The 15437-nt window shown below is 34.7% G+C and carries 15 protein-coding genes, 1 pseudogene and 1 riboswitch; of the genes and pseudogenes, 9 read left to right on the top strand and 7 right to left on the bottom strand.

Features of this window, described 5'->3' with window-relative positions; all coding sequences use genetic code 11:
- Nucleotides 1-203 precede the first annotated feature (203 nt).
- The 3 genes and pseudogenes from ACTJJ9_RS16380 (at nucleotide 204) to ACTJJ9_RS16370 (ending at nucleotide 2418) form a co-directional block, all read left to right on the top strand.
- Nucleotides 204-836, top strand: a complete 633-nt coding sequence (locus ACTJJ9_RS16380) for a LysE family transporter (RefSeq protein WP_174881054.1) — start codon at nucleotides 204-206, stop codon at nucleotides 834-836.
- Nucleotides 837-1195: 359 nt separating this feature from the next.
- Nucleotides 1196-1435: pseudogene (locus ACTJJ9_RS16375) on the top strand (DUF4180 domain-containing protein); the annotation flags it as partial.
- A gap of 248 nt (nucleotides 1436-1683) precedes the next feature.
- Complete coding sequence (locus tag ACTJJ9_RS16370; RefSeq protein WP_095301973.1) at nucleotides 1684-2418, top strand: DUF4261 domain-containing protein; 735 nt, start codon at nucleotides 1684-1686, stop codon at nucleotides 2416-2418.
- Between the two features lie 129 nt (nucleotides 2419-2547).
- On the opposite strand, the gene ACTJJ9_RS16365 is transcribed toward ACTJJ9_RS16370, so the two are convergent.
- Entirely contained in the window at nucleotides 2548-3651 is a 1104-nt protein-coding gene (locus tag ACTJJ9_RS16365) for a PD-(D/E)XK nuclease family protein (protein WP_145580391.1), read from the bottom strand.
- Nucleotides 3652-3799: 148 nt separating this feature from the next.
- Between ACTJJ9_RS16365 and ACTJJ9_RS16360 the strand changes: the two genes are divergently transcribed.
- The 3 genes from ACTJJ9_RS16360 (at nucleotide 3800) to ACTJJ9_RS16350 (ending at nucleotide 8028) form a co-directional block, all read left to right on the top strand.
- A complete protein-coding gene (locus ACTJJ9_RS16360; RefSeq protein WP_255451765.1) occupies nucleotides 3800-4813 on the top strand; it encodes a DnaD domain protein in 1014 nt (337 codons plus the stop codon).
- Between the two features lie 216 nt (nucleotides 4814-5029).
- Nucleotides 5030-6289, top strand: coding sequence for a hypothetical protein (locus ACTJJ9_RS16355; protein ID WP_145580389.1), 1260 nt, complete (start codon nucleotides 5030-5032; stop codon nucleotides 6287-6289).
- 162 nt (nucleotides 6290-6451) lie between these two features.
- A riboswitch (glycine riboswitch) is annotated at nucleotides 6452-6529 on the top strand.
- A 155-nt stretch (nucleotides 6530-6684) separates the two neighbouring features.
- Nucleotides 6685-8028 (top strand): amino acid permease, encoded by a 1344-nt coding sequence (locus tag ACTJJ9_RS16350; protein WP_095301976.1) that lies wholly within the window; start codon nucleotides 6685-6687, stop codon nucleotides 8026-8028.
- 616 nt (nucleotides 8029-8644) lie between these two features.
- Here ACTJJ9_RS16350 and ACTJJ9_RS16345 read toward each other — a convergent pair.
- The 3 genes from ACTJJ9_RS16345 to ACTJJ9_RS16335 form a co-directional block, all read right to left on the bottom strand.
- A complete protein-coding gene (locus ACTJJ9_RS16345; protein WP_095301977.1) occupies nucleotides 8645-9469 on the bottom strand; it encodes a hypothetical protein in 825 nt (274 codons plus the stop codon).
- A gap of 107 nt (nucleotides 9470-9576) precedes the next feature.
- Nucleotides 9577-9762 (bottom strand): hypothetical protein, encoded by a 186-nt coding sequence (locus ACTJJ9_RS16340; RefSeq protein ID WP_095301978.1) that lies wholly within the window; start codon nucleotides 9760-9762, stop codon nucleotides 9577-9579.
- A 105-nt stretch (nucleotides 9763-9867) separates the two neighbouring features.
- On the bottom strand, nucleotides 9868-10062 hold the full coding sequence (locus ACTJJ9_RS16335; RefSeq protein WP_095301979.1) for a hypothetical protein: 195 nt from the start codon (nucleotides 10060-10062) through the stop codon (nucleotides 9868-9870).
- Between the two features lie 165 nt (nucleotides 10063-10227).
- On the opposite strand from ACTJJ9_RS16335, the gene ACTJJ9_RS16330 reads away from it, so the two are divergent.
- The gene (locus ACTJJ9_RS16330) at nucleotides 10228-10719 is read left to right on the top strand and encodes a hypothetical protein (protein WP_095301980.1); all 492 of its coding nucleotides are present in this window, start codon (nucleotides 10228-10230) and stop codon (nucleotides 10717-10719) included.
- A 216-nt stretch (nucleotides 10720-10935) separates the two neighbouring features.
- On the opposite strand, the gene ACTJJ9_RS16325 is transcribed toward ACTJJ9_RS16330, so the two are convergent.
- The 3 genes from ACTJJ9_RS16325 to ACTJJ9_RS16315 form a co-directional block, all read right to left on the bottom strand.
- A complete protein-coding gene (locus ACTJJ9_RS16325; protein ID WP_095301981.1) occupies nucleotides 10936-11514 on the bottom strand; it encodes a hypothetical protein in 579 nt (192 codons plus the stop codon).
- Nucleotides 11515-11678: 164 nt separating this feature from the next.
- Entirely contained in the window at nucleotides 11679-12269 is a 591-nt protein-coding gene (locus tag ACTJJ9_RS16320) for an SMI1/KNR4 family protein (RefSeq protein WP_095301982.1), read from the bottom strand.
- A gap of 522 nt (nucleotides 12270-12791) precedes the next feature.
- Nucleotides 12792-13958: an MFS transporter gene (locus ACTJJ9_RS16315; RefSeq protein WP_145580387.1), complete on the bottom strand. Its 1167-nt coding sequence runs from the start codon at nucleotides 13956-13958 to the stop codon at nucleotides 12792-12794.
- A 250-nt stretch (nucleotides 13959-14208) separates the two neighbouring features.
- Between ACTJJ9_RS16315 and ACTJJ9_RS16310 the strand changes: the two genes are divergently transcribed.
- Both ACTJJ9_RS16310 and ACTJJ9_RS16305 read left to right on the top strand, forming a co-directional pair.
- On the top strand, nucleotides 14209-14334 hold the full coding sequence (locus tag ACTJJ9_RS16310; RefSeq protein ID WP_255451764.1) for a hypothetical protein: 126 nt from the start codon (nucleotides 14209-14211) through the stop codon (nucleotides 14332-14334).
- A gap of 25 nt (nucleotides 14335-14359) precedes the next feature.
- Nucleotides 14360-14806 (top strand): hypothetical protein, encoded by a 447-nt coding sequence (locus ACTJJ9_RS16305; protein ID WP_145580386.1) that lies wholly within the window; start codon nucleotides 14360-14362, stop codon nucleotides 14804-14806.
- Nucleotides 14807-15437 lie beyond the last annotated feature (631 nt).

Genomic DNA, 15437 nt, shown 5'->3' with positions numbered 1-15437 from the left:
TGTCATTGTATTATAAAATTGTTGCTTGAAAAAGTTGTACAACTCTTAAATCTTAAACTGTATACCATGCTAAATAAATCACATTTAATTTTTATTAAATACCATGCTAAATAAATCACATTTAATTTTTATTAAATACCATGTATAATAATTCATATAAACGGACGTAAGAAGTAATCTTATAAGTTGAAAGAAGTGTTTAAGTGAGTTTATATTTTGCTTATGTAATGGTAGGTCTGGCTATTGCAATGCCAATCGGAGCCATTACAATTGAGATGACGAAACAAGGTTTGAAAAATGGTTTTATGCATGGGTGGGCAGTAGGGTTTGGTGGAATGACAATCGATTTGATTCTAATCTTTGCCCTGTATTTTGGTTTAGCCAATATATTGGCAATTCCCTATATACAAATGCCATTATGGATTGTCGGAGCTATCTTTTTATTTTTTCTTGCCTATGATTCTATAAAAAATGCGGATAAGGATATTGCGATAGCAGGAGAAAGAGTCAATAAATCACTTTTTAAAACATATCGTAATGGCTTGCTTGTCGCTGTTTCTCCGGGAAATTTAGTTTTTTGGATTTCCGTGTTTGGAACGGTTTTATCAAATTCATATGCAGGCAGCGAATCTAGCAGTTTCATCATTGTCGCAATGGGGATTATTACTGGTATTTTATTACATGATATTGGTTTGTTAACAATCGTTTCCATCACGAGAAAAATCATGAACCGTCATATGATCAAAATGACATCTATCCTTGCTGGAATCTTATTATTTGGATTCGGGTTCTACTTTTTATATGAATTTTACATAGGGATTCAAGCATTTTTGTGATTTACCTAAAGAAAAAATAAGTGGTGCAGTTCCATTCTAATAGGAGAAAAGTAAATACATATTTTCTATAAAAAGACAAAAGACAGGTGTTAAGGCATCTGTCTTTTGTCTTTTATATTGTTCAACAAAAATGCGTGCAACACATTCCGCATTCCAAAGGTATTACATTGAGTAAGGGGATAAATGACATTTTTTTACAATCATGATATTAATTATATGTAGGTAACAGTTTACGACTGTCGAAATTCAATGTGTAAAACGAAAGCAGGTTTGTTCAACAAAAGGTCCCAGAAAATCAAACTAAAATCAAGAAATTAATGATTTGTACTACAAACTAATTCCCAAAGTGGAGGACTATTATGCAAATAAAAACCGTTAATCAGAATAATATTGAAATTGCTGTTATAAGCAGTAGTGAGATACTAATAAAAGATGTTCAGTCGGCATTGGATTTTATGGCGACAGTAGCGTATGAAACTGGCTGTAACCGAATCATTTTGAATAAATCGGCAATAAGTGAGGATTTTTTCCAGTTGAGCACGAAGCTTGCAGGGGAAATCTTACAAAAGTTTATCAACACTAAACCTAATTTTTCAATTGCCTGCTTTTCATCTGGATAGAAAAATATATCGTTTCCATTATTACTCTCATAGCTACCTTTCATTTCTCGAACCAAGTCAATTACCGTTATATAAATATTAGAGAAAATGAAAGGAAACTCTATTTAAAGAGCCTCCACTATTCTTGTTCAACTAACACTCCATTAACTAAGTACAATTCTAGATATATATAATTATGTTCTTTAGAAAGGGTGGGATCTAAATAAATGGGAAAAGGAAGAGCATGAGTGAACGATGAAAAAATAGTTTTATGTATCCCTGGATTATGGAAGGATAGAAGTGAATTAATTGAAGCGGTCGCTAGAAAAAGTGATGGGTTTATATTGGCAGGAAATTACATAAGCAAGCTTAAGGAAGATACAGATAGTTTTTTTGAAGTGGAGCTGGATGGTTATAATGAACAATTAGCAGAAGCTTTCGAAATAGCAGGAAACGGAACTTTTTCAAAAAAGGAACTTAGTACATTAAAGAAACATTCCTTAACGATATACTTAATTGGAGAAGGCGGTTCGTTTCACCAGATAACAAAAATTGTAGAAGTTGCCTATGCTCTATTAAAGGCTGGTGGACTTGGTGTTAAGGTTGAATCTTCAGGAGTGGCTAATACGATAGAAAAATGGTCTAAAGTAAATAATGCAAACGACATGGTGGAATTATTCGAGTGCTTTGTAAGTGTAGTTGAAGATACAGATTTTTATTACTCATGTGGTATGCACTGTTTCGGGCTACCGGATGTTATTGCTTTTAAAAATCAAGTATCTCCATCCTATGCACAGGAACTAATGCAGATTTTTTGTTTGTATAGTCTTATAGAAAATCCAAATTTAATAGATGGTTCAACATTCAGCATTGATGAGAACAGCCCAAGTTTTATTTTGCGACAAACATCATGTAGACATTTCCCAGAGGACGACTTATTCCATAATAAGTATGGCATTTGGGCTTTGGTGAAAAAAGACTAATAGTTTATTATTTTCCATTGAGGAGCTAAAACTCAATAATGATGCTCCATTATTAAGAAATCCAGAATATGAAGGGACAGTCCCCATTTTGGAAGTGGGACTTGGAAGTGGGGACTGTCCCTGATTTTCTTATTTTATTAAATTCTCTCCCATCATTTCTCCAATCACCTGATCAACACAAGCTTCAATCGCCTCCACCTGTGTTTTCATGTGCTGTACCGTATCACCAATGGTTTCCCCGTGAATCGGAATAGCCAAAACAAGTAATTTGCTATTTTTCCGTTTAACAGAGATTCCTTTCTTTTTAGCAAGCTCATACAGCCTCTCACCAAATTCAGTCTTATTATCTAAAAACCTCTGATATTCAGAGTGGTTTTGGATTTTTTTATGCGGTACGTAAGGGTATGTTTCAAAACGAATTCCGATTTCGTTTACGCTATTATTTCGGTTGTCTAGCATATTGATATAGGTGTCGATATGGACATTAAAGGTTTTGGATAGCCCTGCCTCATGGAATGATTCATTGCTTGTCCAATTTGTTTTCGTAATTAAAAACAGGAAGTTATTTCGACCTGCTCCTCCGACTTCACCCCATCTTAAAAGGAGATCCTTATTAGCAGAAAAGGCATCATATAAAATGGCCTGCCAGCATATTTTACGCTGCATTCCGTCCATTTTTAGATTTGTTTCTAAGCTTTCGAGCGGCTTTTCGATTGGACGATAGAAGATTGCTAGCTTCTCTTGAAAATCATTAAATAGTAAACGAAGCTTTTCATCATTTACATGCCAGCTGTCCTTTAAGAAAATTTGATAGTTTAAAAAGATAAATTGAGAGTTTTTTGGTTGGGCTGTTGTATCCAATGCTAAGAAAATAAAATGAAATTCGATTTTCTCTAAGGGCATTTTATATCTTTTGGCAATCCGGGCTCTTGCCTCCGAAGACTCATAACGGTTTGTTTGTTCATGTCCTTCAGCTGCACCCATTTTATTTTCGATTATGATTAGCTTCATTCTATCACCAGAAGAAGCGCGGATAACAATATCAGGAGTTCCGATCGTTTTACCTAGTCCTACACGTGTTTTTACATCAAAGGAAAAACCCTCTTCAAGCTTGATTCCAGCTTCATGTAAGAACCGAGTTGTAAACGGAGGTGAATCCTTGAAACAAGTCACAAGAAAGTCTGAAATCGTATCCTCTCGATAAAAAATATTTAATGCATCAAATGTGTTCATTCATTACTCCCCCTATAAATATGGACGATTCTTCTGTTTCAATTTTTAAAAAATGAAAAAATGTCCCTGTTTTAACGCTCCTTTTTCTTCATTTCTCACTATATAACATATGAGATAACATTTCTATGAAGAAAGGGTAGTGATGAAAATGGCAAAATATCGTATGGTATGGACAAGTTTTTGGGACAATCCGATCGTATTAGAAGAAATGACTCCTGAGGATAAGTATTTCTATCTTTATCTCCTAACAGGTCCACGTACAACACAAACTGGTATTTATCAGATAACGAAAAAACAAATTGCGTTTGAATTAGGATACTCAATTGATAGTGTTCAACTGTTAATGGAACGATTCATTCATCATCACAAGCTCATTCGCTACAATCCTGAAACAAGAGAGCTGGCAATTAAAAACTGGGGCAAAGAAAACCTACATAAATGCGGGAAGGCTGTGATGGAGTGCATCATGAAGGAATTAAAGGATGTTAAGGATACCTCGCTTATTCAATATGTGGCAGAATCAATAGAAAAAGAAGAAGTTCGCCATCTCTATGAATCGTTTTGTGAGCCTGAAGAATCTCATAACGATGAGGACAACCAAAATGAAGAAAATATCTTTGGAGCGTCAGAATGTGAAGAGACTGATGAGGCTTCTTTGCAGCATTTTACGATACGTGGGGAAAAAGAAAAACAAAAAGAAAATAAAAAAGAAAAACAACAAAAAAAAGAAAAACAAAAAGCACCTGCCCCAACTATAGAGGAGGAGCAGGATTTAGATACCACTCCAAGCGTAGTGGTTCAAGGACATACCGAACAAACAGATGATGTGAAGGAAATTATTGAGTTTTGGGACAATAATGGTTTTGGTTTTTCAAACCTAAATGCAAAAGAGCGGTTGTTGTTGTGGTTAACTAATTCTAGCTTTTTACAGCCTAAAAATGTGATTTTAAAGGCGATGGAAATAGCCTGTGCTAATAATAAGCGAAGGCTGAACTATGTTGCTGGGATCCTTAGGAACTGGGAGAATGAGTCGTTGCTGACTGTTGATGAAATTGAAGCATATGATTATCAACAGCATCGTCAAACAAGTGAATCCTTTTCTGCGGGAAGAGATGTTCCAAGTGGATTTGTGCTTGATATTACAGCTGGTGAAGAGGAATAAGTATGCCCTTTTTTCTAAAGTGTGAGGAAAGACTTTTTAAGTTCATCTATAATGCTAGGAATACTAGTGATAAAATAGTCCTATAATTCTGGCAGAATGTATAAATTAAATTTATTTTTATAGAATTAGATTGTTTATGCATTTTGCTTGGAGCCTTGCAAATTCCATAAACAGAAATACGAGGTTTCTTTTGTTGCTTATGAGGGGGAAATAGACATGTTAAATTTAAAAAAAGTACTAGATTCACTGTCAAAAAAGAGGCCAATTTTTCATGCGGAGGCTGATTTTCAGCAATCATTAGCATGGGAAATTCGCGAGCATTATCCAGAGAGTCAAATTCGCCTAGAAACAAAAGTGTTTGGGGCGGACAGAAAGGTGTATTTGGATATTTTATGTGTTTATCAAGGTCGCAAATATGCGATCGAGCTAAAATATAAAACACTTTCCTATAATTGCACAATTAATGATGAGGAATTTGCATTAAATAACCAGGGAGCACAGGATAATGGGAGATATGATGTGTTAAAGGATGTGCAACGGTTAGAGGAAATGATCGCTGCTGGTGTTGCAGATGAAGGGGTTCTCATTTTTCTTACAAACGACAAGTCCTATTATGCAATGCCTACGCAAGAAATTACGACAGTTGATCGGAATTTTCGCATTCATGAGGGAATGACGGTTAACGGTGGTCTGTTTTGGGCTGAGGAGACAGGAAAAGGGACAATGAAGGGCAGGGAAAAACCTATTCATCTTAAAGGAAGGTATGTAATGAACTGGGAGACTTACAGCCTTCTTGACAACAGTAGTAAAGGTGAATTTCGCGGCCTGATGCTTCAGGTATATAAACAGGATTCTCATCATAAGGCAAAGCTTGAGTATCCATCATGGTTTCAATCGTTCTCTACAAAGGGAGAGATCCCGCTCTCTCAAAGAGACTTAATTGAAAAAATAGCAAATCATTTGCATGAGATTGGCTACAATGTTCAAATAAACCGCGAAATTGGTAAGGACAAAATTGATTTATGGGCGGTAAAGGACACGAAAGTGATGGCGATTGAAGTGAGGTATAAAACAGCACTTCTGCAAACAATCTATGGAGATAGCGAAATGCATTTAAAGAAACAAGGTGCACAGGATATTTCCCGGTATGATTACATAAACGACATTGGGAAGTTGGAACGAGTGGTTCAAGGTAGACCAGATGTCAAAGGCTACGCGCTTCTCATCACAAATGACCATTTATACTGGCAGCAACCAAAAAGACAAAATCCCGTCGATGAGGCATTTCATATCCATGATGGACATGTTGTTGCAGGAGTATGCTCTTGGAAGGAAGAAGCATCTCAAGGAACCACTTCAGGACGAGAAGAACCGATATCTCTCACGCATTCCTATAAAATGAACTGGCAGCCATATCTTCAGCTTGGTGAAAAGAAAAATGAGCTATTTCAGGCGTTGTTAGTTGAGGTCAGATAGGAGAGGTAATGTTAATTTTCCAATATGGTGCAAGAGAGCCATTCCCTTCTTCTTGACAAGCGATGTATGTAGGATTAAAATTATAAATTATTTGAAAATAGTTTTACTGCAAATAAAACGAAATAATTACCAGCTATGAATGCTATGGATAAAACTATAGCAGGAGCAGCTTCTGGAGAGACCGCAGTTTTGCGGCGCCGAAGGGTTCACTATCTCAGGCGAAAGGACAGAAGAGTATCGAATTTCTATTTGTTATTTGGCTAAGTTAGCATAACAAATATTATTTAGTATTCTTATGACCAAGAGATTTGGAGGACTTCCGATCTCTTTTTTTGAGGGGTTTTTTGCTCATTTTTTAAGAAATGGGCTTGGCTGGTTTTAAGGAGGAGTTAGATTTGGCACAACAAGAATTAAAGAGGGATTTAGCGAATCGCCATGTGCAGCTCATAGCAATTGGAGGCACGATTGGTACGGGTTTATTCTTAGGTTCGGGTAAGGCGATACAATTAGCTGGACCATCGATTATCTTTGCTTATTTAATCATCGGGATCGCGGTATTTTTCATTATGAGGGCACTAGGAGAGCTTTTGTTGTCTAAAGCTGGCTATCAATCGTTTACAGATATTGCTGAAGACTATCTTGGACCTCGAGCAGCGTTTGTCACAGGGTGGACGTATTGGTTTTGCTGGATCATGATCGCGATGGCAGACATTATTGCCGTTGGTGTGTATGTCCGCTATTGGTTTGATGTTCCCCAATGGATACCTGCAATTATCTGTTTATTGATTTTATTAGGCTTTAATCTTTTAACGGTAAAGCTTTTTGGAGAGTTAGAGTTTTGGTTTGCGCTTATAAAGGTCATCACAATTCTCTTTCTCATTGCTGTTGGTGTTGTTTTACTCGTGATCGGATTTAAGACTGATGCAGGGACAGTGACGATTCAGAACCTTTGGGAGCATGGCGGAATTTTTCCAAATGGTATTTCGGGCTTCTTGCTTTCATTCCAAATGGTGCTGTTTGCCTTTGTTGGTGTGGAGCTAGTCGGTGTAACGGCAGCAGAAACAGCAAATCCAAAGAAAAATATTCCATCAGCAATTAATAAGATTCCTTTACGAATCCTATTTTTCTACATTGGGTCGATCATCATCCTATTATGTATTAACCCATGGACAGAGCTAAATGGAGCAGAAAGCCCGTTTGTAAAAACATTCAGCTTAGTTGGAATCCCAATTGCTGCGGGAATAATTAATTTCGTTGTTTTAACGTCAGCTGCTTCTGCCTGTAACAGCGGATTGTTCTCAACAAGTCGAATTTTATTTAATTTAAGCAAGACAGATCAAGCACCAGAAAATTTTAAAAAGCTTAATAAAAATCATGTTCCTGGTAACGCGTTATTGGTATCAACAATTGTCGTTTCAGTAGGAGCCCTTTTGAGCAAGCTTATTCCAGAGCAAGCCTTTGGAATCGTATCAACGATTAGCGCGATTTGCTTTATTTGGGTGTGGGGTGTTATTCTCATTTGTCATATAAAATATAAGAAAACGAGACCGGAATTACATGCAAAATCAACATTTAAAGCACCTTTTACCCCATTTATAAATTATGCGGTTTTAACGCTATTTGGCGTGATTTTGATTATTATGCTGTTTGCTAGTGAGACACGTCCGGCGTTGCTGCTCACACCTTTGTGGTTTGTTTTGTTGTATGTGATGTATTCATTAAGAAGGAAATCAATGTAAAACGGGTTTGGTTGATAAATAAAAAATAAATAGTAATATTACAATAAGTCCAATTCGCATAGGAATTGGGCTATTTTTTTGTGTGTAAAAATATAAAAGCAATAGTAGATACCTGTTATCAAAAGGTGAAGACTTATTGAAATAAAGCTACCCGTTCGTTGGAGAATAATATAGAGATGAAATTATTTCAGTAATGCTTTTCCTGTTAAAATTTCAAATAGCTCTGCTGAATCTTGCTTTTTTTAATTTCACATAGCCACCGCTATCCGTAACTAACTCTACATTTTCCCCATTTGAACTAATCCATAGTAAATATGAGGCTATATACCTTCACTACCATCGCCGTGATAACCCTTTGTTGAAGTATAGCATCTGTTTGTTTAAGTGAAGAAAATCACAAGGTAATTTATAATATGAAAAACATAATGACATTAATAAATACGATAGTTACAGCAAAACCCAATACAAACTTTTTAAATGTAGCTTGTATACTTCCGTTCTGTACACCTCTAAATACTAAAATGGATATTAATATGATGAGTAATATTATTAGAGTTGTCATTATTTCACCTCAATTCCCAATGGCTTAATACCTCGTACGATTACCTTTTAAAGTTCATTGCATTAATCGGCTTGCTTCATCAGTAAGTCCCATATTGTTCATCGTATCAATTACGATCTTATACAGTTCGTGGTTGTCTTGCAGGATATAATAAAGCTGAAGGTCTCTGAATAAGGCAAGTCTTGAGGCAAATGGTGCTGAATTTATATATTCCTGTAATAGCTTTAAATCAGGGTCTGTGTCTTTATAGAGCGGGAACGGGCTGTGCTTTTCGTGTTGAAGGAGAGGTTCAGTGACGCCCAGTCCATCCATTGTTTGGATGCAAACATTTCTCTGACGTGCCAATCCGACATCCTGAACATAACGATACGGATTATCAATATGAGGTAACTGAAAATTCTCCAGCAAAAACCTTTGGACTCTTTCCCGAACTTGTTTTTCATTTTCAGTTGGTTGATACGGGGAGTTCGCCTCCTCTGTGGTCCATCGCTCTTTCGTTTCTAAATATTTCTCCTCACTTGAAAAATGATTATAGAACAATGCACTGTCAGTCAAATTAACTCTTAAAAATTCACGTAAATTCCTAGCAACGATACGAATTGGAGTGTCAAAATCCATTGGACTTACGCAAACAATAGGTGCAACCTCCAATTCAGTGACAGATCCATAATCAGTCAGAAATCCATAGTGTATACCATTCGCACCAATGTTACCAAATACAATGACATCACTTGGTGTGTTAAAATATCTAAAGTTCTCCAGAGAAAGGTAAAAATCAAGCCCCTTAAAAAAGTCCTCAGTGTCACCAAGATCATTTTGTAGGTCAATTAAACGTTGGAGTGTAGGCGGTACAACGTATTTACCAAAATTACTATCCATTAAATCACAACTCCTTGTACATTTTTTTGAAATATTACCTTGTTAACTAATGCAAATATAATTCCTTCTTCTTCAGAACCTCCCACTTTAGTTCAAAGAAAAGCATTTTAATTTGACCTTAGATGATTTAAGAAGGCAGAAGCCAAAAAAATGAAAGATAAGCCTGTACCTAGAGTATCAGGTTGGATTTTTAATAAAAATGGATTAACAATATGATTTATAATCGTAATGATTATTGCTAGTGTCACCAAGAAAATGTTTGTTCTCTTCAATCTCACTATGTTATTTTCCATCGAAACACCTCCGTTAAATTAGCAAACCTTATTTTTACATAGATTAAAGCTCATTTTTTATTGAACAATTCTGCCATGTTAATAAAGCAAATGGTTTGTATATGACTAAATTCGATTATTTTTCTTAATTGCCTTATATAAATACAAACTCAGCCAGCCACCAACTAAGGCAATTGGTACAGAGAATATTCTGTTCGGATTCCCCTCTTGAAGCCAATCAATGTTAAAAATAGGAACTACATATAAAAGAAATAGCAAAATCACAATCCCTGAAACTGCTCTAATAAGAAAATCTTTCATAAGATTAAATCACCAATCTCTACAATTTTCTTTTATTTTACCAAATTATAGTAATTCCTTGTATAAATATAATTGATTGAAGGTACCTTTAGTATTGTTTTTGAATTAACGCACCTCTTTGGGTAAAAACATAAGATAAATAAATTAAAAAAGTAGGGATACATAATGAAGGGTTTATATTCGATACTATTCCTCTGTTTTTTATTAATTGGAATTGTAAACTACAATGTTGATGCAACTACTTATGATGGAGTCGTAGAACTACCAAAAACAACTAATAATAATACTCAAGTAGATGAAGGTATACCTGTTAAAATTAACCTTACAGTTCGAGTGAAAAAAGGTAATATTTTAGAATTTGATTCCAATGTGTCATTAGTAAAGGAAATCGAAAAATTATCAGGTAGTACTTCACCCTATATAAGGATAACTAACTTAGATAATAATGAAGTTGTTTATTCGGATTTTAACAAAATTAATCAAGCAAATAATCAAGAGATCAAATTAAAACATACTTATCCATCTATTAAATCTATAAAATTAGATGCAGGTAGATATGAAATTTTTTATGAATATCGATTGGAGGTTAAACCAAGTAAAAAGGATGATCCATTTATTATAGAAAAAAGTGGTGGTATTCCTATAAGAGTAAAATAGAAAAGATCATTAGCAAAGATAAGCAGCATAGATACTCTATACAGTATTATTAAAATTGCTATTTTAAGAAGTTCAGTAAAAGCCCATCTCTTCCATATCAAAGGATAGGCTTTAATAATCACTACAACAATTTATTTCACTGTGCATATTCAAGTATTTGCACTTTTATTTGAATAAAATTGTGTCACTACTTGTTGTTGTAGCGCGCCCGTTAGCTTAAAAAATACACTTTTGTAATCTGGGAACCAACTCATGATAATTAATATAAAAATCTTTGATAGAGATGACTGCAAAGTAAGAAGAAACCTCTGAATTAACTAAAAGGCATTCATCATAAATTAAGCTAATACTCAATTCTTTTTTAGGTACGATTTTCTTTTGCGTTAGTGATTTTGCCAATTCTACATAAATCATTTCTACTTTTTCATCAATAGACCTTTCTACGGCAAAATGGCCTACAAAGCTATCCCACCATACTTTGTAGGATTTATAAATTTCATTAAAATTCTTAAAACTATTGGAATTACCCACGAATAAACTTTGGTAAAATAAATCCTTTTCTTCATAAAAGATTTTCTGATCGTTACGATGGTGGTCAGATATTCTTTGTGAAACGTTATCCCATAAATCTTTAAATTCTAATTCAAATTCTTCCTTAAAAACAAATTTAGATGGATAATACGGAAATCTTAATTTTTCTTTATTACAATTTTGATTGATGTAAATATTTTGGAGGTAAATCAAAAAGTTTAAAGTATAAGTTGCATCTGTTCTCATTAATAATGAATTTTCCATTGTACTTCCTCCTAACTGCCTATTGTAATCATTTCAATATGTATTACTAACCCGCACCTCGATATCTACTATTTGTTTTTCGGCTTAATTAAATAAATAAGCCTTAGATAAATAATCTAAGGCAAAAGCACGTACCATCTTTCGTTCACCTTGAAGTGCAGAAATTACCCTTCCTCGTTTTCCAAATAAATAAAACCACCATCAATCAAATTTTGTAAATACTCATCAAAGCTGTCGGCAACCACTTCATATTCATCAGGGTCGTGGATAAAGCGAATGATTTGACCGGATACACCTTTATCGGAAGGGTTGAAATCAATATAGAGTCTTGACGAACCGCCATTGTTCATACAGTCTGAAAAATGAAGATATTTCCCTGGGAGAAGTCCTTCCCGATTTATCTTAAGATCAACAGCTTCCTCGTCATCTTGATAGTCTAAAAGATAGGAGATGTCTTCTTCCTCTTTTGAACTTTCAAGCATTTGCTGTGTAGACAGTAAATAATATGGATATGTATCTTCTTCAACACCTGAGCCTAAAATACAAACGGCAATTTTGTTATCTCCATATTTCCGCCAATATGTACCATCGATATTTTCAAGTAGACAGATAAGTGATTCGGGGCAATTTGGATATTCTGCTCTTAGTGTAGCAATATCCTCTTTAGTAGCACCGCACGCTTTATTTAGTTCCTTGAGTTCATCTGTTGATAATGCTGATCTCAAGCCTTTTAAAAAATCGTTTATTAAATCCATATTTCTTCCTCCAAATAAAAATGTGAAATTTTTATGTTAGGCTATCTGTCTATTAGTACATCTTATTCATAGTTTCAGGCTCTAAAGGTTCACCTGATCTCATCAATAACATAATAGACCATAACAATAAAGCTGATAATAATAGGGCGCTCTGTAAGGAATTTTCAACTTGCTACGAAAGTAGAGTAATAATGATAGATTGGGATAGGAAAATGTTAATCCAATAATTCCAAAACAATTATTGGGTTAAAAATCAGATAAATACCTACGAGTGTTAATGCAAGTATAAAAACGATTATTACTTTACTTTTCATTTCCTTACACCCCATTTTTATTTAATCAACCTATAATCCATTTCAATTCTATTCTACCATAAAAATCCAATATTCTTTCTCTACTATTCTATAATTCGTTCAACACAAAAGGGCATTAATCCTTATTCGATTAATGCCCCATCTTGAAATCTCTTATTAAAAATCCTTGTTATAGCATAGTCATCCCGAAGTGAGTCATGTCTCGAGGTCATGAATCTGAAACAACTGCTTCCTTTTTTCGTTCTTTGACTTTTTGGGTACTAAGGATAAAACTAAGAATTGCTGCAATGCTACAAACATACGGAAGGGAAGGGTATCCCCATTTCGTTATGACATAACCACCAATCATTGAGCCAATCGTAATACCGATATACAAAGCCGTGTTATTCCACGCCATAACAATTCCTCGTTCGTTTGAATATTCGACCGCTAATCTTGCTTGGTATGATGTAAATCCTGCATATCCGACCAAAGCCCATAGGAACAAGAAGAAATAAATCCAATCACCAGATGAGAAGAATATCCCTAAACAAACGAGTATTAAAATCAAGAAAATGAGCGTAACCTTCGATATATTCCTTTCTCCAAATCGATCTGTTAACTGTCCACTGATAAGACTGCCTAACACAGCTCCGATACCATAAAAAGTAATAGCTAATGCGATTTGTGTTGCTGAAAATCGATTTTCATAATAAAGTGAGGCACCTAAGTATACATAAAGAGCATACATTGAAATCGCCCAAAAGGTTGTCACACTTACCGAGCCTAGTATTCTTAGCAGATTTCCTGCTAATAGATTCCTCGTTAAATCATTTTTAGAAGCATATTTCCACGTGTTGAAATTTACGATCGCCAATATAGCTCCTATCATAGCCATAACAACAAAAACTGAACGCCAACCTAGAAAATGCTCTAATAACGTACCGAATGGCGCTCCTGCCCAAAGAGCTGTTAAGTGCCCTGAAACAACAATTGAAAGCCATGTCCCTGTCCGATTTGCTGGTGCAATATCTCCAATGATTGCGTATATCAAAGGAGTAATGGAAGCAACGGATAAACCAGCTAAAATACGACTAACAATTAACCAAAAAAATGAAGGAGCAAAAGCAGTTAGTATGTTAGACATGACGAACAACAATAAGCCAAATGTAATCATTGCTCTCCGTCCATTTTTATCCGAAAGCCACCCAAAGAAAGGAGCGACCAAAGCATATGTGACCGCAAAAACTGTTACCATCCATCCAGTCATCGCTGAACTAACATTATAGGCTTCCGCAATGAACGGTAGTAACGGTGATACGACAAATAAGTCAATTCCCATTAAAAACAAAGTTATCCACCCGACACTTAAACATACCCACCCTCTGAACTTCATTACATCCCCCATTTACAATTATTGTTACATGTATATTCTTTAGAGGAATAAAAAGGGACTTTTGCTTAAGTAAACTACTTTTGATAAAAGTCACCTATTTAGCAGCTGACTTAAAATTACTATGAAAAAATGTGTTATTGAAAATAAATAATTATTCAACTATGTGCCAATCTTAAAAACCTTACTTGCATTTAATGATGATATTTTGTACTCTGTTATATTACTCAAAATTTAAAGAGAAGGTGGATATATGAACAGTTTAGAAAGAGCAGCCTTACGAAAGCAGCAAGCGATGGAAATATTAAATGAATTACAATTAATAGAGAAATGGAATGCAGTAGGGAACTGTTTTTATAGTCGGAGCAGCTGCTTATGATTTAATCGTAAAACCAGATATTGACTTGGAAACATTTTGTGAAGCGCCGAATCCTTCTGATATTATGAGTGAATTGTCATTGCTCACGCTAAATAAAAACGTAGTAGAACTTAAATATAGAGATTACACGGGTACAGATTTTAATGGTCATTATTTTAAACTGATTTATCAAGCAGGGGAAATCGAGTGGAATATTGATATGTGGTTGTTCTCAAATAAACGGAAGGGGGCACTTTCAAAAGAGTTAGTACCTTTTATGAAAGAAAATTTAACAGAAGATACAAGAAAAGCAATTTTAGATATTAAAGAAGCATTACTTCAGCTTAATGAAGAGTACTCATCAATCTTTATTTATCAAGCTGTATTAGAATTTGGCATTCGAAATATAGATAGCTTTCTACAATGGGCTAAACATCATAACACAACAGTTCCGTTTCATTGGAAACCTAAATCATTCGCAATGGATTCATAGTATTTCAAGAAGAAAAGACTGGTTAGTCATTTACCCCTTATTAAATTAATTTGTTAGCACTTTAAAAGGGAGGATGTTGAAGCAAATTTTATCATCGGCTCTTGCACTCATAACTTGGTACAATAGTTCACAATCTTTTGCAAAGCGTATCTTTAATTTCCCTATACATAAAAAAAGAATATCTGACGTTACCAAATAAGGTGTCTGATATTCTGAAAAAATTCCATTAATTATAAATTACTTTTCTCAGGCTTTTTAATGCACCACTCCATGCATTATTTGTTCAGCATCAAATTGATATTAGATAGATGTGATTCAGCTGGTTTAAATGTTGTGGAGTTTCTAAAAGCTGTAAATGAGAATCGTACAATTAAAAAGGACAGCGAAAACTCTTGTCAATTTCAGTGCCGTTTTAATTATCAATATATTAGGCCTTCTTTAACTAGAGGGGTAGGTTAGCTGAAGAAGTTTTTAAGTTTGGGTGCTTATATTATAAAAGGAGATGAGAATGTTCGAGGCCACTGAAAAAGTCTCTATATCTTTAATAAAGCGAAGGCTTCCTCGATATTATGAGGAAGCCTTCGCTCTTTTCATTTATAATAGATATATAAACTCTAGGTGGTGTTCGCAT

Source organism: Metabacillus sp. 22489 (genome assembly GCF_052044855.1).
Lineage (GTDB): Bacteria > Bacillota > Bacilli > Bacillales > Bacillaceae > Metabacillus > Metabacillus niabensis.
The sequence above is the reverse complement of the archived record's forward strand: the minus strand, read 5'-3'. Positions and strand labels throughout refer to the sequence as shown.